Annotated in this window: 17 protein-coding genes; 4 read left to right on the top strand and 13 right to left on the bottom strand. The window is 66.8% G+C overall.

Annotation, left to right across the window (positions count from 1 at the left end):
• Positions 1-10: 10 nt before the first annotated feature.
• The 9 genes from rpsS to NH287_RS06470 form a co-directional block, all read right to left on the bottom strand.
• On the bottom strand, positions 11-292 hold the full coding sequence (gene rpsS, locus NH287_RS06510; protein ID WP_018187348.1) for a 30S ribosomal protein S19: 282 nt from the start codon (positions 290-292) through the stop codon (positions 11-13).
• 12 nt (positions 293-304) lie between these two features.
• Complete coding sequence (gene rplB / locus NH287_RS06505) at positions 305-1,144, bottom strand: 50S ribosomal protein L2 (protein ID WP_036309862.1); 840 nt, start codon at positions 1,142-1,144, stop codon at positions 305-307.
• A gap of 24 nt (positions 1,145-1,168) precedes the next feature.
• Positions 1,169-1,468: a 50S ribosomal protein L23 gene (rplW, locus tag NH287_RS06500; RefSeq protein ID WP_064003330.1), complete on the bottom strand. Its 300-nt coding sequence runs from the start codon at positions 1,466-1,468 to the stop codon at positions 1,169-1,171.
• Positions 1,465-2,127 (bottom strand): 50S ribosomal protein L4, encoded by a 663-nt coding sequence (gene rplD / locus NH287_RS06495; RefSeq protein WP_064003331.1) that lies wholly within the window; start codon positions 2,125-2,127, stop codon positions 1,465-1,467. Before rplD ends, rplW begins: the two co-directional genes overlap by 4 nt.
• Positions 2,128-2,129: 2 nt before the next feature.
• Positions 2,130-2,789: a 50S ribosomal protein L3 gene (rplC, locus tag NH287_RS06490; RefSeq protein WP_064003332.1), complete on the bottom strand. Its 660-nt coding sequence runs from the start codon at positions 2,787-2,789 to the stop codon at positions 2,130-2,132.
• A gap of 11 nt (positions 2,790-2,800) precedes the next feature.
• Positions 2,801-3,109 carry a 30S ribosomal protein S10 gene (gene rpsJ, locus NH287_RS06485; RefSeq protein WP_018171443.1) on the bottom strand — a complete coding sequence of 103 codons (309 nt, stop codon included), beginning with the start codon at positions 3,107-3,109 and terminating at the stop codon, positions 2,801-2,803.
• Positions 3,110-3,468: 359 nt separating this feature from the next.
• Positions 3,469-4,908, bottom strand: coding sequence for a sugar transferase (locus NH287_RS06480; RefSeq protein ID WP_253034942.1), 1,440 nt, complete (start codon positions 4,906-4,908; stop codon positions 3,469-3,471).
• Between the two features lie 273 nt (positions 4,909-5,181).
• Positions 5,182-6,969 (bottom strand): DUF4012 domain-containing protein, encoded by a 1,788-nt coding sequence (locus NH287_RS06475; RefSeq protein WP_253034941.1) that lies wholly within the window; start codon positions 6,967-6,969, stop codon positions 5,182-5,184.
• A 10-nt stretch (positions 6,970-6,979) separates the two neighbouring features.
• Positions 6,980-9,097, bottom strand: coding sequence for a cellulase family glycosylhydrolase (locus NH287_RS06470; protein WP_253034940.1), 2,118 nt, complete (start codon positions 9,095-9,097; stop codon positions 6,980-6,982).
• Positions 9,098-9,197: 100 nt separating this feature from the next.
• Between NH287_RS06470 and NH287_RS06465 the strand changes: the two genes are divergently transcribed.
• The gene (locus NH287_RS06465) at positions 9,198-11,534 is read left to right on the top strand and encodes a glycosyltransferase (RefSeq protein WP_253034939.1); all 2,337 of its coding nucleotides are present in this window, start codon (positions 9,198-9,200) and stop codon (positions 11,532-11,534) included.
• Positions 11,535-11,590: 56 nt separating this feature from the next.
• Here NH287_RS06465 and NH287_RS06460 read toward each other — a convergent pair whose 3' ends face one another.
• From NH287_RS06460 to NH287_RS06450, 3 genes are all read right to left on the bottom strand, one after another.
• Positions 11,591-12,730 carry an ABC transporter ATP-binding protein gene (locus NH287_RS06460; RefSeq protein WP_253034938.1) on the bottom strand — a complete coding sequence of 380 codons (1,140 nt, stop codon included), beginning with the start codon at positions 12,728-12,730 and terminating at the stop codon, positions 11,591-11,593.
• A gap of 43 nt (positions 12,731-12,773) precedes the next feature.
• The gene (locus NH287_RS06455; protein WP_253034937.1) at positions 12,774-13,625 is read right to left on the bottom strand and encodes an ABC transporter permease; all 852 of its coding nucleotides are present in this window, start codon (positions 13,623-13,625) and stop codon (positions 12,774-12,776) included.
• A 114-nt stretch (positions 13,626-13,739) separates the two neighbouring features.
• Positions 13,740-14,789, bottom strand: a complete 1,050-nt coding sequence (locus NH287_RS06450; RefSeq protein WP_253034936.1) for a hypothetical protein — start codon at positions 14,787-14,789, stop codon at positions 13,740-13,742.
• 25 nt (positions 14,790-14,814) lie between these two features.
• Here NH287_RS06450 and NH287_RS06445 point away from each other — a divergent pair, with 25 nt between their 5' ends.
• The gene (locus tag NH287_RS06445) at positions 14,815-15,876 is read left to right on the top strand and encodes a hypothetical protein (protein ID WP_253034935.1); all 1,062 of its coding nucleotides are present in this window, start codon (positions 14,815-14,817) and stop codon (positions 15,874-15,876) included.
• Between the two features lie 346 nt (positions 15,877-16,222).
• On the opposite strand, the gene NH287_RS06440 is transcribed toward NH287_RS06445, so the two are convergent.
• The gene (locus NH287_RS06440) at positions 16,223-16,732 is read right to left on the bottom strand and encodes a hypothetical protein (RefSeq protein ID WP_253034934.1); all 510 of its coding nucleotides are present in this window, start codon (positions 16,730-16,732) and stop codon (positions 16,223-16,225) included.
• 6 nt (positions 16,733-16,738) lie between these two features.
• On the opposite strand from NH287_RS06440, the gene NH287_RS15345 reads away from it, so the two are divergent.
• Both NH287_RS15345 and NH287_RS06430 read left to right on the top strand, forming a co-directional pair.
• The gene (locus tag NH287_RS15345; RefSeq protein ID WP_253034933.1) at positions 16,739-18,175 is read left to right on the top strand and encodes a glycosyltransferase family 4 protein; all 1,437 of its coding nucleotides are present in this window, start codon (positions 16,739-16,741) and stop codon (positions 18,173-18,175) included.
• Between the two features lie 37 nt (positions 18,176-18,212).
• Positions 18,213-20,588: a glycosyltransferase gene (locus NH287_RS06430; protein WP_253034932.1), complete on the top strand. Its 2,376-nt coding sequence runs from the start codon at positions 18,213-18,215 to the stop codon at positions 20,586-20,588.
• The last annotated feature ends 38 nt before the right edge of the window (positions 20,589-20,626 follow it).

The raw sequence follows: 20,626 nt of genomic DNA, 5'->3' as shown, positions 1-20,626 counted from the left end.
CGTCGCCGCGTCAGCGGCGACGGCCCTTCTTGTCGTCCTTCTCGTGGCCGCGGAAGGTGCGGGTGGGCGCGAACTCGCCCAGCTTGTGACCGACCATGGTCTCGGACACGAACACGGGGATGTGCTTGCGTCCGTCGTGCACGGCGATCGTGTGACCCAGCATGGCCGGGATGATCATCGAACGACGCGACCAGGTCTTGATGACGTTCTTGGTACCGGCTTCGTTCTGCGAGACGACCTTGCGAAGCAGGTGCTCGTCGACGAAGGGGCCCTTCTTAAGGCTGCGAGGCATCTTCCTCTACTCCTACTTCCGCTTCTTGCCGGCGTTGCGACGGCGAACGATCAACTTGTCGCTTTCCTTGTTGGGGTGCCGGGTACGACCCTCGGCCTGGCCCCAAGGAGTGACGGGGTGACGTCCACCGGAGGTCTTACCCTCACCACCACCGTGCGGGTGGTCGACCGGGTTCATGGCGACACCGCGGACGGTCGGGCGGATGCCCTTCCAGCGGTTGCGGCCGGCCTTGCCCCAGTTGATGTTGGACTGCTCGGCGTTGCCGACCTCGCCGATGGTGGCGCGGCAGCGCGCGTCGACGTTGCGGATCTCACCCGAGGGCAGACGCAGCTGCGCGTACGGGCCGTCCTTCGCCACGAGGCGGACGGACGCACCGGCCGAGCGCGCCATCTTCGCGCCGCCGCCGGGGCGGAGTTCGATGGCGTGGATGACCGTACCGGTGGGGATGTTGCGCAGCGGCAGGTTGTTGCCGGGCTTGATGTCGGCGCCGGCACCCGACTCGACGATGTCACCCTGCGACAGCTTGTTCGGGGCGAGGATGTACCGCTTCTCACCGTCGAAGTAGTGCAGCAGCGCGATGCGCGCGGTGCGGTTGGGGTCGTACTCGATGTGAGCGACCTTGGCGTTGATGCCGTCCTTGTCGTTACGACGGAAGTCGATCACGCGGTACTGGCGCTTGTGGCCACCACCGATGTGACGGGTCGTGATGCGGCCCTGGTTGTTGCGACCACCGGTCTTCGCCAGCGGGCGAAGGAGCGACTTCTCGGGCGTCGACCGCGTGATCTCAGCGAAGTCGGCGACCGACGAACCGCGACGACCGGGGGTCGTGGGCTTGTACTTGCGAATAGCCATGTCTCTAGTCCTCTATCCCAGCTGTCAGCCGACGGCCGTGAAGATGTCGATGGTGCCCGACTTCAGGCTCACGATGGCGCGCTTGGTGTCCTTGCGCTTACCGGTGCCGAAACGGGTGCGGCGGGACTTGCCCGGGCGGTTGAGCGTGTTCACCGACGCGACCTTGACGCCGAAGATCTTCTCGATGGCGAGCTTGATCTCGGTCTTGGTGGCGCGCGGGTCCACGAGGAACGTGTACTTGCCCTCGTCGATGAGCCCGTAGCTCTTCTCGGAGACGACCGGCTTCAGGATGATGTCGCGCGGGTCCTTGTTGACGGCGGTCATGCCGAGACCTCCTCGGTGGAGCCGGCCTTCGCAGCGACGAACGCGTCGTAGGCGGCCTTGGTGAAGACGATGTCGTCGGAGACGAGCACGTCGTAGGCGTTGAGCTGGTCGAACGTGAGCACGTGGACGTACGCGAGGTTGCGGACGCTCTTGACGCTCAGCTCGTCATCACGCGTGATGACGACCATGACGTTCTTCGTCGGCGCGAGCTGAGCCAGAACCGCGGCAGCAGCCTTCGTCGAGGGCGCACCCTCGATGCCGAACGAGTCGATGACGTGCAGACGCCCGCCGCGAGCCCGGTCGCTGAGCGCGCCCAGGAGGGCGGCGGCGACCATCTTCTTGGGGGTGCGCTGCGAGTAGTTGCGCGGCTTCGGTCCGTGGACGATGCCACCACCGGTCATGTGCGGCGCGCGGATCGAGCCCTGACGGGCGTTACCCGTGCCCTTCTGCTTGAAAGGCTTGCGGCCGGCACCGGAGACCTCACCGCGACGCTTGGTCGAGTGAGTGCCCTGGCGAGCCGCCGCGAGCTGCGCGACGACGACCTGGTGGATGAGGGGGATGTTCGTCTTGACGTCGAACAGCGCGGCGGGCAGCTCCACGGAGCCAGCCTTCTTGCCGTCTGCCTTCACGACGTCGAGCGCGAGAGTCGAGTCAGCCATGTTCAGGCACCCTTCACTGCGTTGCGGACGTAGACGATGCGGCCACGAGCACCGGGGACGGCGCCCTTGACGAGCAGCAGACCCTTCTCGGCGTCGACGGCGTGCACCGTGAGGTTGAGGACGGTCACGCGCTCGCCACCCATACGGCCGGCCATGCGCATGCCCTTGAAGACGCGGCTCGGGGTCGACGAGGCGCCGATCGAACCGGGCTTGCGGTGGTTGCGGTGCGCACCGTGCGAAGCGGAGACGCCCTTGAAGTTGTGACGCTTCATGACACCGGCGAAGCCCTTGCCCTTGCTGGTGCCGACGACGTCGACCAGCTGGCCGGCCTCGAAGGTGGCGTCGACGGTGAGCTCCTGACCGAGTGAGTAGTCAGCGGCATCCGCCGTCCGCACCTCGGTGAGGTGACGACGCGGGGTCACACCGGCAGCCTCGAAGTGGGCCGTCTGCGGCTTGTTGACCTTGCGGGGGTCGATCTGGCCGTAAGCGATCTGCACGGCGTTGTAGCCGTCGCGCTCGGGCGTGCGCACCTGGGTCACCACGTTGGGGGCGACTTCGATGACGGTGACGGGAACGACCTTGCCGTTCTCGTCCCAGACCTGGGTCATGCCGAGCTTGGTGCCCAGCAGGCCCTTGGAAACCTTGGAGTTGATGTCAGCCATGATGATCGACCTCAGAGCTTGATCTCGATGTTGACGTCGGCCGGGAGGTCGAGACGCATCAGCGAGTCGACGGCCTTGGGCGTCGGGTCGATGATGTCGATGAGGCGCTTGTGGGTGCGCATCTCGAAGTGCTCGCGGCTGTCCTTGTACTTGTGCGGCGAACGGATGACTGCGATCACGTTCTTCTCGGTCGGAAGGGGCACCGGGCCCACGACCGTCGCGCCCGCACGGGTCACGGTGTCGACGATTTTGCGTGCCGACGAGTCGATGACCTCGTGGTCATACGACTTCAGGCGAATGCGGATCTTCTGTCCCGCCATTGTCTGCTCACTCTCTTTCTCGCGTCGTACCTCGAGGGCATTGGACGCACGGGGCGCTTGCGCGCCGGGCACTTCTCCCCGCCCGGAGGTGGGGGATCCGTCACCGCTGTTCTGATGTCAGTCCGCAGGAGACCTGCGGCATCCGCTTCCCCTCGCACGCACGCGTGCGCATCCGTTTCCGGAGTGGGTGTGGGGATGTGATGTTCTGCTGCCCGCGGCCTAGGCTTCTCGCCTATGCACTGCCCTGGCAGTGATCCCGCGCAGAGCGCAGGAATGTGGAACCTGTACAGTCTACGTGCCGTTCGGGCGTGTCGCAAACCCGGGCGTGTCGCGCCGCCGGGTACGCTCCCCCACCGCCGTCAGTGCGCTGTGCGTCCGGGCGCCACGACGGCGCTGAGGGTGCGGAAGAGGATCTGGATGTCCTGCATGAACGACCAGTTCTCGACGTAGTAGAGGTCCAGGCGCAGGGCGTCCTCCCACGACAGCGTGGAGCGTCCGCTCACCTGCCACAGGCCGCTCATTCCCGGCTTCACCCGCAGCCGGCGGTGGGCGGCGTCGTCGTACAGCGCCACCTCCGCCGCGCGCTGCGGCCGGGGGCCCACCAGACTCATGGTCCCCACGAGCACGTTGAACAGCTGGGGCAGCTCGTCGATCGAATGCTTGCGGATGACGCGCCCGACCTTCGTGATCCGCGGATCGTCCGTCACCTTGAAGAGCGGACTGTCGCTGGTCCCCTGCAGGTCGAGGAGGCTCGCGAGCTGATCGTCGGCATCCGCCACCATCGAGCGGAACTTCAACATGCCGAACTCGTCACCGCCCAGACCGACCCTGGGCTGACGGTAGATGACGCGGCCGGGGGTCTCGGACCGGATCGCGATGGCCGTCACCAGCATCACCGGCGAGAAGACCAGGATGAGGACGACCGAGCCGAGCAGGTCGAACGTGCGCTTCGCGAAGCGGCGCACGCCGTCCAGTCGCGGGAACTCCACGTGCACGAGCGGCAGCCCCGCCGCCGGTCGGGAATGGATGCGGGGCCCCGCCACGTCGGTCAACGCGGGGGCGACGACGAGGTTGCCGCTGCGGTCCGCGACATCCCAGCCCAGCTGACGCATCATCTCGGGGTGCACCTCGTCCGCCCCGGCGACGATGATCGTGTCGGCGTCAGTGGCATCCATCGCCTCCACCGCGTAGGCGAACCCGCCGACGACGGGGACGTCGCTGATCGTCTGGCGTCCGCGCACGTCGGTGACGACCCCCACGATGTCGAAGCCGGAAGAGTCCGCGCGACGGATCGCGCGGATGATCGAGCCCGCCTTCGCGGGCTCCCCCATCACGAGGGCACGGTAGACGTACTTCGAGCGACGCTGCTGCGCCCGGAGCCACAGGCGCCACACCCACCGGGTGAAGATCAGCGCGACGAGACCGACCGGCATGGCGACGAGGAACAGGCTGCGCGAGACCTCGATGCGGAGGAAGAAGGCGATCGCGACGAACAGCGCGAACACGGCCACCGTCGCGTTGACGAGGCGGCGATACTCCTGCTCGCCACTGCCGACGATGTTGCGATCACGCGTCTCGAAGACCGCGAGGGCGATCAGCCAGACGAGGCCGAGGAGGATCAGCGCCGCGACGTAGGGGATGCGGGGTCCGCCGTCCCAGGTGACGTCGCGACGCTCGTCCGGGAGGACGAGCGAGAAGAAGCCCACGAGGACGGCGGCGACGACGACGGTGTCGCTGTAGACCAGGCGGCCCGCGAAACGGGCGGGCCAATCCCGCGCGGAGCGACGGGCGGGGACCACGACGGAGGCGCGGCCGAGTCGTCGATCAGCCCGCCGGATGCCACGCATCGACCGGCTTGCGACGGCACGCCTCAGCACCCGGCATCCCCCGTCATGTCCGCGAACGTCCCCGACGGCAGCGGCCGCAGCGCGGATCGGATCACGGAAATCAGCCTTCCTGTCGACGGCACAGCCAGGTCGAACCGCCCCGCGCGTCGACTCGCGCCGTCGACGACGTGTGCTGTGAATCTCACAGGATGCTACCAAACCGGCCGCATTCGGCCAGGCGTTGGATCAATGGCAGGTGTCGGTAACGGTCGTCTTCGTCTCGTTGATCATCGGCGTCGTCCACACCGAGAGCGGCCCGAAGTCGCCCTTCCCGGTGAACGTCGCGGTCGCCGTGAAGGTGCCGTCCGGGCGCAGCCGCGCCTGGAATGGCTCGACGACCCGGCCGAGATCGACGTTGCCGGTGCGGAAGGCCGACGCGCCGCCCGTGGTCTCGGCGGAGGCGAGTTCCATCCCCGGAGGGGCGTACATGTAGACCTGGGTCCCGAAGTACGCCGCCCGCTGGCTCCGACTCTGGACGTATCGCGGAAGATCCTCGGCGTCCGCCTGACTGATGTCGAGCGAGACCGTCGCGGTCGTCGTCAGGGTCGTCACGCCATCGGCGCACGACATCGTGGATTCGACAGCGGTCTTCGTGTAGTAGTCGATCTTCGAGGCCGACACGTTGCGGAAGAAAACGCCGTTCACGGTCTCCGCGGTGTTGTCGGTGGGAAGGATGCCGGAGAGGCGCCCCGAGCCCGCGATGATCTTCTGCGTGTCGGTGTCTTCGCTCCAGGCCAGGATGCTGCCGGCGTCGATGCTCTCACCCACGGCCCACGCCATGTCCTTGATGTTGAAGTCGCCCCCCGCGATCTTGTCGAAGACCGCACTCGCGACACCGGCGAAGAACGCGTCGGACTTGAGGTCAGGGTCGGTGTACGGGTCCCACCACCGGTAGACGTCACTGAGGAGAGTCTTGACGGCGTTCTTGTTGTCGAGCGTCTTGCCGTCGACCTCGATGGGACCGGTCGCGAGAAGCATGCGCTGGAGGGCGATGGGATCGACCGAGATGACGCCGTCGATGTGCGTGTCGTCGATGTCGCGGTTCCAGAAGGCCTTCACCATCTCCGCCACCCCCGGCCAGTCGGGCTGGGAGGGCGCGAGGTTGATGTAGCTGCCGTAGCGGCTGCCGTAGAGCGCCTTCGCCGACTCCGAGATGTCGAGGTCGACCGTCTCGCCCTCGACGAAGGAAGCGCTGCTGGCCTGCCCCGCGATCTCGAGGTCGCCCTTGTCTGCGGTGATGAGCGTCTGCGAGGCCGAGCTACCCCCGAGCGGGAGCGCCTCGGCGTTGTTCTGGAAGACGAGCAGGTAGTTCTGCTTCTCTTCCGCGCCGAGGAGCTTCGGAAGAAGCGTGAACATGGGGCCGGCGGCATCCGCCACGTCGGCGACCTGATCGACTCCCGAGCGGACCGGTCCGATGAGGGCGTCCGACGCGGCGACACCCTTCAACTCGGAGCTCAGCTTGGAGATCTCGGGAGCGGCCGCTTCGATGAGCGGCAGGGCACGGGCGAGGATCTTCCCCTGGCCGTCATCCTGCATCTTGAAGACCGGCCCGCCGACGTCGTTCGCGAACACGTCGAGGGTCTCCGCCGCCAGCCGAACGCCGCGGAGGTTGTCGCCCGCCCCCGGGATCAGCTCCGCCATGCGCCAGACCGGATCGGCTGCGGCACCCGCCGCATCCGCCGCACCGGACGACAACTTCGGGATGGCGTCGGAGACGTTCCCGCCGTCCTGGATGGAGGTGACGGCCGCCTGCGCCGACTCGAGACCGTTCTTCGCGATCACGACCTTGATCACCAGCCACACCGCGAGAGCGAGGAGGAGGATGACGACTACCAGGATCACGCGTCCGACGATGCGACCGCGCGACGCCCTGTGGGTCTGGTCGCTGTCGTCGCGGTCATCGGGCGCGGCGGAACGTCCGGCCGCGGCCCGCTCGGCCGCTTCACGCGCGGCGCGTCGGGTCTCGGGAGGCATGGCTCACATCCTAGCCAGCGGGTGTCTGGGTGACCGTCGGGGCGGGCGTTGCACCGGCGGGCTCGAGTGAACTCTCGACGAACTGCGGCCGAACCGTCACCGGAATGGTCGCCACCCCGTCGACGGGCTCGATGGTCTTCGTGGCGCCCGTCATGGTGGTCACCGTCACCGCGACATCGCTGCGGACGGTCATCTCCGCCTTACCCTTCGGAGCCCACACGACGCGCACGGCATCCTTCTCGTCACCGAAGCGCACCGAGTGGACTCCCTTCGCCGACTCGTCCGCCGCCAGGGCCCGCCCACCCAGGCGGGCGATCATCAGGGCCTGGGCGTACCCGACGGGCTTCGGCTGGAAGGCGGCCACGCCGGAGGCCTTCTGGTAGTACATGCCGAAGTTGCCCTCGTGCTTCGCAGGGCTCGGGTCGTCGTTGATGAGGTCGTACCAGAAGAACTTCTCAGCCCCGCTCGCCAGCGCCGTGACCGAGGTCCGCACCAGGTAGTCGGCCTGCGCCGAGACGGTGCGGCCACCGGTCTTCGACGAGCTGCCGAGCTCCGTGATCCAGATGGGACGGGTCGTCTTGCCGTTCTCCTTCATGCTGCGATTCGCTTCGTCGATGATCCCGGCCAGCGACTCCGGGGCACTCGACACCTCGTACGGGTGGAAGCTGATCGCGTCCGCGTACTTCAGGCCGCCCGCGCGCCACAATCCGTCGAACCACGGTGCGTCGTAGCGCGCGGTCGAGCCGGCGATGATCGGCAGGTCCGGGTCAACCTTCTCGACCGCATTGTGCACGGAATCGAGCAGGGGGACATAGCACGAAGGCTTCGTGCCGCAGGCCGTCTTGTTGAAGCGCGTGTGGTTGAACTCGTTGAAGACCTCGAGCCCGACGAGGTCGAATCGCTCGGCAATGGCGGCTGCATAGTCGCCGTAGGCCTTGATCGCCGCTTTGCTCGTGGGCACCTTGCCATTGCCGTACAGCTCGTTGCCGTAGTTGACGATGCCGAGGAGGTGGATGCCGCGGGCGTGCAACCGGTCGAACCCGTCGACGTAGTGGTCCGCCCAGTCGTACTGGCCCTTGGTCGTCTCGTTGAAGCGCCACAGGACGTCGTTGCGGGCCAAGCCGATCCCGAGGGATGCCGTCAGGTCGGCGGCGTCGTCGTAGAGGTCGTTCTCGACGTGGAGCCCCACCCCGAACCGAGGGTCGGCGGCGATGGTCGTGCCCTCGTAGTCGATGACGCCGAGCAGGGTCGTGACGGTGCCTGCGCCCGTCTTCACGGCCACGCTGTAGTACCCCTCGTCCAGGCCCGTCAGCGGGACCGCTTCGAGCGCGTGGGACGCGTCGAGCGCGCCCTTCGCTGCGACCTTGCCGCCGGCATCCGTCGCGGTCCAGGAGATCTGCCCGGCCGGTGCGCGGACCGCGAGCATCGGGTTCGACGCCGGCAGGATGAGGGAGCGGTTGACGATCGTGTCCTTGCCGCCGACCTTCTCGAATGATGGGTTGGGGACGACGTTCTTGCCGTCGGCGCCCACCAAGGAGACATCGTCGATGCCGAGCCCGGCGACGGGGCCGTCGAGGACCACGCGGATCTCAGCGGTGTCCGCATCCGCCGGCGCGGTGAAGGTTCCCGTCACCGTCGACCACGCTGCATCCAGCTCGGACAAAGCGATCCGCTGATCAGCGATCTCGACGGACGCATCCACCGCCTCGGGGAGGGGCGAGAGAGACCGCACCTGTGCGGAGAACTCGTACGACGCACCGGCGACGACGGCGGCCTCGACGGCGAGCGCCGTCGTCCTTTGATCGATGACCGGTGCGTCGATGTACGCGGCGACCGCGCCGTCCGCGGCCTGGCCGACCTGGGGGACGACGCGAGCGACCTTCGTCGTGGAGGCGCGCTCCCATGAGCCGAAGGGACCCACCGCGACGACCGATTGCGGTGCGGCGACCGGGGTCGGCGTCGGGGTGGGTGTCGGAGTGGGAGCCTGAGTCGACGCCGAGGGGGTGGAGCGCGTTTCGGGCGCCGGCGTCGACGAGCCGCTGGTCGTCAACGCGACGGCGGTTCCGGTGAGCGCACCGACGAGGACGATGGCCGCGCCGATGTAGATGGTTCGCCGGCGGATCTGCATGGCGATGCCCCTCCGAGGGTATGGGAAGTGAGCGTCCATCATCACAGACGCGGCTGCGAGCGCAGAATCGACGCGGATGCCGGGCCGTATGATCTGTGCGATGTCACCTGCGCCTCTCGTCTCCATCGTCGTCCCCGTGCACAACGACGAGGGCACCATCGAGGCGGCCCTCGCATCGTGCCTGGCCCAGACCCTCCGGGAGATCGAGGTCGTCTGCGTGGACGACGCGTCCGACGACGGCACGGTCGCCGTCATCGAGAGGATGCAGCGGACGGACAGCCGCATCCGACTCGTCCGTCACGAGGAGAACCGGTCGGCGCTGCAGGCACGGCGCAGCGGTGTGATGGAAGCACGCGGCGACGCGATCCTGTTCCTCGACGGCGACGACGAGCTCGAATCCCGCGCTGCGGAGGTGACGCTCGCGGCGATGCAGGGCTCCGGCGCCGATCTCGTGCAGTTCGATGTGACCGTGGTCGACCGGCATGGGAACTCCGGCGGCGCTTTCGAGCGGCGCCTCGCACCTCAGCACGACTCACTGCGGGGCAGTGCGGTCGTCACGGGCCTGTTCCCCGCCGACGCGCCGGCCCGCGGGCAGCTCTGGAGGTTCCTGTTCCGCACCACTCTTCTCCGAGCCGCGCACGCCCACCTTCGGGAAGACGTCTCCCTGGTTCGCGTGAACGACCTGCCGCTGATGTTCCTGGCCGCCGCGCTGGCACAACATCTGGTCTCCGTCCCGGAGAAGCTGTACCGCTATCACCTGGGCCGGGGTGGGAGCGGTCATCAGGTCGACACGATCGAACGGGCCAGGTTCTACGCCGCGGCAATCGACTCGGTGGACATCATTCGCGACGCGGTCGCGTCCGTGGCCGCAGCCTCAGGGGACGCCACCGCGGTTCACGACGCCTATGCCGCGGCACGACTATGGACGGTCGGTTACGTCTGCCGCCAGCTCGTCGAGCGCGCTGATCCGAGCATCGTCGATTCAGCGGTCGAGCATCTGCGCACCAAGACGACCGACGATGACCTGCTCGCGGCGGCGGGAGCGCACTCCCCCGGGTCGCTCGCCGTCCTCGCACGGCACGTGGACCATCAGCCCATCACGAACCGCGAGGTGCGCAGCATCCTGCTCGTGACCTCGACGCTACGGACCGGCGGGGTCACTGCGGTGCTCTCCACGCAGGCGCGGATGCTGACAGAAGCAGGATTCCGAGTCACCGTCGTCGCACGCAACAGCAACAGCGACCCCAGCTTCCTGCCCTCGGGTGTCGAATTCGTCGAGCTGGCGGGCGGAGGGATCGAGGCCCGCCTCGAGGCGTGGAGGGCGATCTGCCTCACTCGCTCCGTCGACGTCGTCATCGACCATCAGATGCTGTACTCGAGCTACTGGCCGGAGTTCGCCGCGATGACGCGTGCGTGCGGTGGCGCCACCGTGGGGTGGCTGCACAACTTCGTGGCGCGCCCGCTTCTCGACGGTGACGACCGCCTGGGGAACATCGAGAAGTTCGCTCGCGTGCTCGCACATGTCGTCGCACTTTCCCCTCTCGACGTGAGCTACCTCAAGCTTCGCGGCATCACCCACTCGTCCTACATCCCGAACCCGCCGTCAGCGATGCTCGACGGCGAACGGCGCGCTCCTCGGGAACGGCCGACGGGGCTCCACCCGATCAACCTCGTCTGGTGGGGGCGGCTCGAGGAGCGGACCAAACGAGTGAGCGAGCTGCTCGAAGTAGCGGTGCTGCTGCAGCGCCGTCACACCGCCTTCTCTCTGACCGTCATCGGCCCCGATTGGGGCGGCTGGACCGCGGCCAAGTTCAATGCCCTGGCGCGCAGGCGCGGCGTCGCCGAGGTCGTTCGCGCAGTCGGCCCGAAGCGTGGGCGAGAACTCGAAGCCGCCATCGACACCGCGGACGCCTTCCTGTCGACCAGCCTCATCGAGGGATATCAACTGACCATCGCTGAAGCGCAGTCACGGGGTCTTCCGGTGTTCATGTACGAACTGCCTTGGCTCACCCTCGTCCAGGAGAACGCCGGAATCGCCTCGGTGCCCCAGGGGGATGCCGCCGGTTTGGCAGATGCCATCACCGCCGTCGCCGCTGATCCGGTCCTCTTCGCGCGACTTTCGCGAGGCTCACTCGACGCAGCCGAGCGCGCAGGATCCTACGACTTCTCCGACCTCTATCGTCGCGTCGTCACCGGAGCGCCGACGGGGGCGTTCTCACCTGAGCCGACTCTGGAAGATGCCCGCCTGCTGTTGGGGCTGCTCCGCTTCTACTCCGAGGCCAACCGGTCTCAGACGAAGACGGTCACCCCGCGGCGCGAACTGGCCGCCCGGATGTGGCGGCGGGTGGCGCCTCTCGGGGGCGTCGGGCTCCAACGCCTGCCGGGCTTGCGCCCGCTGGTCGCGAGGCTCAAGCGACGAATCGGTGTAGCCGACTGAGGATGCTGCGAATTACAGCCTCGTAGGCATCGCCGTCATTCCGTCCGGACCTGCGGTCACGGGCCCCCGATGGCCGCGGGCAGACCAGCGAGGAGCGCAACCGCGGCACCAGCAGCGGCAGAGAATAGAATCACGGCTCCTGTGGCGGCGACCGCGATGATCCGACGTCGGTTCTGCCGTCGCTGCGAAATGCGATGACGCTTCCGCCGCGCGACCACTCGGGACTCTCGATCGGTCCCCGTGACATCGACAGTCGCGGCGGCGAGCCATTCGCCGAGAGGCGACACGGTTCCCTCATCGCTTCGGTCCGCACTGGTCGGCGCGACTCCCGGAGAGGGAGCGACCCCAGCATCAGTCGGGGCCGCCGGGGCTGCAGAAGCAGCGACTTCGGGTTTGGTCGTGCCACTCCTCGCCCGAGCCGACGACTTCCCCGCCGATGCGGCGCCCACAGCGGACACCCCCGGTTGCTTGGTCCACCGCACGTAGTCCGCGATGACTTCCTTCGCGTCGCCATCGGCGCGGAGCTCGCCCTTGTGAATCCACAGCACGCGATCGCAGGTGTCCCGGAGCGAGCCTGCAGAGTGGCTCACGATCATTACCACCCCAGCGCTCTCGCGGAGTTCGCGGATGCGCTGCTCGCTTTTCACCTTGAATCGACGATCTCCCACAGAGAGGGCTTCATCGATCAGAAGGATGGAGTGCGCACGCGCGCTGGCGATGGCGAAGCGCAGCCGGGCACCCATTCCTGACGAATATGTGCGCATCGGGTGATACAGGAACTCGTTGAGCTCGGCGAAGTCGGCGATCTCGTCGACGTGTTGAGCCGCTTCCTCCGGCGTGAAACCCATTGCCAGCAAGCCGAGCTTGATGTTGTTCTCACCGGAGAGCTCAGGAACGAGAGCAGCGTTCACACCCAGCAGCACCGGGCGATCGGCGGCCCAGATCGCGCCCTCAGAGGTCGGGATGAGTCCGCTCATCGCTCGGAATAGCGTCGACTTCCCTGATCCGTTATGCCCGACGACGCCGATCGTCTCACCCTCCGAGGCGGTGAAGGAAACCCCTCGGACGGCCGGAACGGTGATCTGCTCCCGACCACCGCGGAAGGCGCGCGCGTTCATGATCGCTTCACGAGAACTCATGCGCTTGCCGGAGGCGAACACACGGTAGGTGACGTGGGCGTTCTGCGCCACGATCATCGGTCGAGGGGCGCCTTCTCTGGCGGCTCCCGGGGTAGCCAGGTCAGTCACTGAGGCCATACCTCGCCTCCGCTTTCCAGAAGAAGACGACGCCGAACCCGATCGCGAGAAGTGCCCACACAGGAGCCGCGATGATGGCCAGCAGTGGTGCAGGGTGGCCGACGATCATCGCATCGCGCACGAGAGCGATGTAGTCGTAGGTCGGGATGAGATGGGCAATCGTGAGCAGCACCGGGTGGTCGGCGAAGACGACATCCACCTGGAAGAAGATGCTGCTCACGTAGAAGAGAATCCGATTGATGGTCGGGATGAACTGCTGGACGTCCCGGGCCCACACCGTCAAGCGGGCGACGATCAACGCGACACCCAGGTTGAATATCGCCATCATCGCGAGGATCGGCACGACGAGCAGCCACGACCAGGTGATCGGTACTCCGAGGATGAGCAGGAGCACTCCGAGCAGGATGACGATAGGGATCAGCCTCAGCGTCTGCTCGATCACGGTCGCCACGGGCAGAAGGATCCGCGGGAAACCGAAGCTCTGCACGAGTTTCGTATTCCCCGTTATGGCCCGTGCCCCGTTGCCGAAACACCCCGTGAAGAACTCGAAGATGAAAACGCCCGTGATCAGGTAGGGGACCCAGTCATCCGGACGCGCTGAACCCGAGAGAATGAGTCCGAAGATGGTGCCGTAGATGGTCGCCGTGAGTAGCGGCTTGAGCACAATCCACAGCACGCCGAGCCGGTTCTGGAGCAGCGAGCCGATGAGCCGATGGCCCGCCAGTGTGATCGCGAATTGACGACGATGCCAGGCCTCTACGAGGTATTCACCGAGCGGTGGACGCCTGCCGACCAGGACAAGACCCGCCGCGGGGGCATCAAGGCGTGCATCCATGCCGGATCTCGCCACCTCTCATTGACCCAGTCGGCTGCGCGACGAAAGGCGCATATCGGGGCGATGATACCCGGCCCGTCTGGCAAACCCGCTCGATGCGTGGATCGCTCACCGTCACGCGACAGCGTCCATGGCCGCACGGATGGTCCGTGTCAAGTGCGCGACGTCCGCTCGGGCCGCAGCGATGGCCGGCGCCAGACTGTCCAAATGATCGGGCAGCCTGTCTGCGAACTCGGCGAACTCCTCGTACCGTCCGACGAGACCCCCGAGCCCGGCCGCCGTCAGCAGACGCCCGATCTTCTGAGGATCACTGCCCGAGCCCAAGGGGAATGCTCCCTCCGTCGCTCCCATGATCAATCCGTGCGCACGATCGCTCACCACCGCGAGCGAACGCGAGTAGATGGACCGGACATGAGCGTCGAGCTCATCGTGCTTCATGCTCGCCGCGGCGAGGTACTCGCCTCCGAGAGCCTCCGCCAATCGCACAGCCCTGGGCGCATCGCGCGCTACTTGCGCGAGAGTGACGATCTTGCGCCCTGTGGCGGAGCCCAGCGCACGCACGTCCGAAATCCACTGGTCCCCGGGCCACGGTCGATCGAATCTCATGGTCACGGCGATGAGATCCCTCGCGGATCGAGGTGACCATTCACCGACATCAGTCCCGAGAGAGTAGGCCCAGTCCGGGGCGAACTCGCCGAATCCGGCAGCGTCACGCGATCCCTGATCGCGCCACGAGAAGACCGTGGCTCCTCGGAACGATGCGTCGAACGCCACCGGCCCGAGTTTGCTCACATCCTTGACGCCGATACCGGCGACGATCAGGGCGCCGCCTGCGCGGAGCACCCTCGCGCATTCCGCCGCGCGCCGCGGCACCGGAAACACACCGGGCTGAGGGTTGATCTCGCCCGCGTTGAAGGCGTGCACCGGTCGGGTGGATGCTTTCTCCGCCTTCACCCACTCCGCTCGGTGGACGTAGTAGGTGATGTCCGCCGCGTGGGGGAAACCCGCCTCGTAGTCCGTTGTGGGCGTGCCGAGAAAGACATGGAGGTGGCGGTCGGGACCGCGGAGAGCCTCCAAGTACGCGACTCTGAGAGCAGAGTCACCGAGATTGTCATCTTGGCCCGCGAGGTGCGCGAAGACGTTCTGAGTCGCTTTCGTGTTCACTACGCCGCAGTCTATTCTTTGTCGAGTGTCGCCCACGTTCCCGCTTCGCTTGCTGAGCGCTCATCGCAAGCGACGGAGGACGCTGGACCCCGAGCCGGAAACCGGCCTTCGAGTGCTCGTGTCCGGAAGGCCGCCAGCTCACGCCGTCGCGCAGGTAGATCAGCTCGTCGGTGACGACGCGGCCGGCGAAGCCCCGACGGGAACGGCCCTGGAGTTCCGGGCGGTGATCCGCGATCCGCGAGACGTAGATGTCATCCATCTGCTGTCACCCGACGCGGTCATCGGAGGTCCACGGACTGCAGCCGGTGAGCGTCTGCGGCGAGCCACCGCTTTCGCGTCCCACGTTCGCCGTCATCGCATCGCACTCGTCCAGACGGTGACCGCATCGAAGACACGTACGCCTGCCGAACGGATGCTCGACAGCGCCACCACCTTCTTCGCAGCGCGGTCCGCTGAGCAGCCGACACCGGACGTTCATCGGACTCGCGTCATCCCCCAGAGTCACCTAGGTGATCGATTCCTCGGCTACCCCCGAGCTGACGCAGTCTCCGGGCGAGCCGTCATGCTGACGTCAGGCGTCTTCGATGCAGCCTACGAGGCTCCGCTGAAAGTGTTCGCAGCCGCCGACCTGCCAGGAACGACCCTCCGCCTCGTCGGACGCGCACCGGCGGCGTTGGCCGCGTCCTTCGCTCGGAGCGCCGGGCGCAACGCCGGGAGGATCGCGCTTCGCGACGCCGCTCTCTCCGACGCGGAGAGGGTGGTCGAAATCACGGCGAGTGAGTTCGTCGTGATCGCAGCCCCGGAGGATCCGCTCTCGTACGCGACGATGATGCTCGCAGTGTCGTTGGGCCGGCCCGTCCTCGTGGAAGAGACCGCGGAGACAGCGGCCCTCGCAACCGAGATCGGCCCCGAATGGATCCGAACTCACCCGGGACGCTTGACCATCGCCACGCTCGAGGCATCCGTACGCGCCATGCGCGCCGAGACGTTCACCGAAGCCCCTCGGCTGTCCTCGCGAGCTCCCAACCCCGTCGCCGCGATGTATCGCGACCTTTACCGCGCGGCCGCATCCGCGGCGCGGCGCTGAAAATCACCGTCGATTCAGGATCTTGATGCAGCCCGCTCCCCTTGTTTCCGTCGTGATCGCCGAGTCGGACACCCGACGCGTCGAGACGGCACTCCGATCGTGGCGGGATCAGGATCTCGAGGCCCTCGAGATTCTGTGGATCGTCGACGAGACCGTCGTCGACCCTGATCTCGATCGCGTCCGCGGAGCCGACGATCGTGTCCGAATCGTTCGCGTCCCCCCGAAGACGTCGGCTGCTTCTGCCCGTCGTCTTGGTCTCGAGCAAGCAGCGGCCCCTCTGACGCTCATCGCGCGCGCCGGCGAGCACGTCCCGCCTGCGGCCGCCCGCGTCGCGGCGACGACCTCCTCAGACGACGACAGCGATCTCATCGTCCTCTTCGACGATGCAACGGGAACGACGCTCCCTCCGGTCATGGCGGAGGAGGATATCGTCCGTCATCTGTTCCCCGAAAATGATCCCCTGACCGCCGACGGGGTCCTCCTGTTCGTACGCACGGATCTGATCCGGCGAGTGGCCGACGAACTCGGCGATGGTGATCGCACAGAGCGCTTCACCGCCGGGATGTTCTTGGCCGTCGCACTGGCGGATCGCGCTTCGAGCCGCGCACTCGAGGGCATTCGCACGCCGACGTCCGGAGATCACCACGCATCCGCACCCGGACAGGCAGAGATCGCCTTCGGCGATGTGGATGCGTTCGTCACGATCGAGGGGCCGGTCAGAAAGCGCGCCCGAGAGATCGCCAACCCGGAGCCACTTCTCGAGGGGTTCCGCTCCGTGCGGCTCGCCTTCATCGCGCGCTCGATCCGCGCTCTCACATCCGACGGCGTTCCACGGCAGTTGCTCGAGGTCCTCCACGCCCGGGTGAATCCCCTCGATGTCGTTCTTGCGGCCTCGGAGTTCGTGCCGGAGTTCCTCGCCGTGCTTGCTCAGGACGGGGAACGAGTCGAACTCGCCGGGGGGCCTCGCAGCGTTCTGCTCACCACCAACATCCTGACGACGGGCGGGGTCTCAGGCGTACTCCTCGCTCAGGCCCGGATCCTGAGGGATGCCGGTCACCGGGTCACGATCGCAACGCATCGCGCGGGCAGCGACCCGTCCGCAGCCCCCGACGGAGTCACCGTCGAACACCTCACTGCCACCACGCCGCGCGACCGACTTCTGCAGTGGGCCGAGATCTGTCGACGCAACGAGATCGATACCGTCATCGATCACCGCATCCTCTACTCACGCGACTGGCCCGGGTATGCGTTGGCAGCTCGGGCTCTCGGAGCCGCGACGATCGGATGGATCCACAACTTCGCAGGCCGGCCGACGTACAACGGGAACGAGCTGCACTCCCTTCTGCAGCAGCATCTCGGCGCCCTCGCCCAACTGATCGTGCTCTCCCCGCTGGACGTCGCCTTCTGGAAGTTGCGCGGCATCGAGCGAGTCGCGTACCTTCCCAACCCGCCGTCGCCCATGCTGCTCGACACTCCTGACGACGCGCGGGCCAAACCGCGACCGGAGGGCCGCCTCGAATTGATCTGGTGGGGGCGGCTCGAGGAGCACACGAAGAAGGTGAGCGAACTCGTCGAGGTCGCGGCCCAGCTGAAAGCCCTCGGAACCAGGTTCCGGATGACCATCGTGGGGCCGGACTGGGCCGATATGTCCAGAGATCGGCTCAACGCACTCGCGTCCGAACGCGGTGTGGCGGACCTCGTCGAAGCCGTCGGCCCGCGACGTGGCGACGACCTGCTGGCCGCCATCGACTCGGCACACCTCTTCGTCAACACGAGCATCATCGAGGGATACCCGCTGACCCTCCCCGAGGCTCAGTCTCGGGGTCTCCCCGTCGCGATGTACGACCTGCCGTGGCTCGCATTCCTCCAGGACAACGACGGAGTCGTCACTGCGCCTCAAGGAGATGCACGTGCCCTCGCCGTTCGTATTGCGGAACTGGGCAAGGATGGAGAGCGGTACGAGGCGATGTCGGCTGCATCGCTGGCAGCGGCCCGGCGCGCGGCATCCGCTGATTTCGCCGATCTCTACGGCCGACTCCTGTCCGGAACGCTCCCGTCCACACACTCACCGGAGCCGACTCTCGAAGACGCGCGGCGGTCTCTGGACCTTCTGCTGTTCTTCGCAGAGAACCGGGCGCCGCGGCAGGCACCGCGACCACGCGCAGGTCGACGTCTGCCTCCGGCCACGACGCGCGGTCGATTCGAGCGGAAGTTCACTCCGAGCGCTCATCGCGTGCTGGCCATCGCACCTTGGCTGCGTCCGCTGGCGCGCCGAGTGAAACACCTGCTGCTGCGGTGAACCGCATTCTCCTCGCCTCGGAAGGGCGCACCTTGCAATGATCACGAAGCCCCTCGTTTCGATCGTCATCCCCGCATACAACGACGAAGAGCACATCGCGACCGCGCTCGAGAGTTGCCTCGCACAAACCCTCCGGGACATCGAGGTCATCGTCGTCGATGACGCATCCACGGACAGCACGACCCAGGTCGTCGATCGCTTCGTCGACCGAGACTTCCGGGTCAGACTCCTGCGCCAGCCGGAGAATGCGTCGGCCCTCCAAGCGCGTCGTGCTGGAGTGATGGCAGCGCGTGCAGATCATCTGCTCTTCCTCGACGGCGATGACGAGCTGGCCCCCGCTGCCGCCGAAGTCACGCTGGAACGTGCTCGCGCGCAGAACACGGACCTCCTCCAATTCGGCGTCGACGTCGTCCGAATCGACGGGACGACGGGAGGACGCTTCGAGTCGCGCTTGCAGCCGCGACATGACCGACTGGAAGGGGATGAGGTCCTCCGCGCACTCTTCCCGGAAGACGAGCCCGCCCAGGGCCAGCTGTGGCGGTATCTGTTCCGCACCGAGATCCTGCGCGACGTCTACGAACTCGTGCCGGACGAGCTCGTGCTGCCGAGGGTCAACGACCTTCCCGTCATGTTCTTGACGGCTGCGCGCGCACGGCGGTTCGCGTCTATCCCGGATCGGCTGTACCGCTACCACTTCGGCCAGGGAAGCAGTGGGCACAAGCTGCAGTCGCTCGAGCAGGTCACGTTCTACGCAAGCGGGATCTCATCCATCGACGCCATCGGGGACATCGTCACGAGCATCGCCTCTCGCAACGCGAACGGTTGGAGGGTTCTCGACGCCTACCGATCTGTCAGAGAGTTCATCGTGGGTTACACCACGTCCTACGTCGCCCAGCACACCCCCGACGATCTTCTCGAGACAGCGTTTGCGCACCTCCGAACTCGGGCTGCGTTCCCTGACATCGTCCGCGCGGTGGCTCGCCACTTCCCGGCCAGCCTCGACGTCCTCGCCGCGAACACCGGACGGGTCGACCTCGGGACACGATCGATCCGGAACGTGCTCATCACGACAAGCGCGCTGCGTACAGGCGGAGTGTCAGGCGTCATCCGCGCACAGGCGCAGCTCCTCACCGACGCCGGCTATGCGGTGACCGTCCTCACCCACGAACAATCGGCACCGATCGGCGTACCAGCGGTTGACCAGGTGGAGCTTGCGCAGGGTGACCTTGCGGATCAGCTGGCGGCATTCGTCGCTGTCTGCCGAGACCGCGACATCGATGTCGTCATCGATCACAGCATCCTCTACTCGCTCGTGTGGCCGACTTTCGCTCTGGCAGCGAGAGCAGAGGGGATCGCGACGATCGGCTGGGCTCACAATTTCGCGCTGCGCCCTGTGTTGCTCGGCCTGAAGCGCCTGGACTTCCAGACCCGCCACCTGCCGGCTCTTGCGACTTTCGTGGTTCTGTCGCGACTCGACGTCGCCTTCTGGAAGCTTCGCGGGATGCCGCGCACGGTCTTCCTCCCGAACCCGCCGTCGGACATCTTCGTCGCGCAAGCTCGCCGGTCCTCGCCCCGGACCGCGCCGCGCGGGCGCCGCGCGGAGCTGATCTGGTGGGGACGCCTCGAGGAGAGGACCAAGCGACCATCCGAGTTGATCGCGGTGGCGAGCGAACTGGCCGGAAGGGGCGTCGACTTCCGCCTCCGGATCGTCGGCCCAAACTGGAACGACCTCTCAGGCAGCGACCTGGAGGTTCGTGTCGCGCGCGCCGGACTCGAGTCTCAGGTGGAGATCACGGGCTTGCTCACGGGCGGGGATCTGCAAGCAGCGATCGACTCCGCTGACGTCTTCGTGAACACGAGCGTCATCGAAGGACATCCGCTCACGCTCCCCGAGGCCCAATCCCACGGCCTCCCCGTGGCCATGTACGACCTACCTTGGCTCGAGCTGCTCGACGGAAACGAGGGCGTCGTCACCACGCCACAACGGGATGCCGCTGCCCTGGCGGCAGCGATCGTGACGATCATCTCCGATCCGCACCGCTACCAGGAGCTCTCATCAGGATCGCTTGCGGCAGCTGAGCGTGTGCGATCACAGGATCTCACCCCTCACTACCGAGGACTGTTCGCCGGTGAGCTGCTTCACGAGCACTCGCCAGATCCGACGACGGCTGATGCGCAGCAGCTCATCGACCTCGCGATCGAATTCGCTGAAGCCTTCACGCAAGCGCCGCCTGATGCCACGCGCAGCCTGCCTGCCGCAGCGGTCACCGCCGCCGCCCCGAGCACGAGCGGCGAGTCGGGCATCACTTCGCTGGCGGAAGCACTCCGGCCGACCGCGAACCGGCTCCTAGAGCGAATCCCGGCACTGCGACCGCTTGCTCAGACGCTCAAGCATCGTCTGTTCGAGCGATGAGCTCAGATCTCTTCGCGACACCTCGGCGCCGTCAATGT

It is taken from the genome of Microbacterium sp. CnD16-F (assembly GCF_024124465.1).
GTDB lineage: Bacteria > Actinomycetota > Actinomycetes > Actinomycetales > Microbacteriaceae > Microbacterium > Microbacterium gawkjiense.
This window is presented reverse-complemented; position numbering and strand designations above follow the sequence as displayed.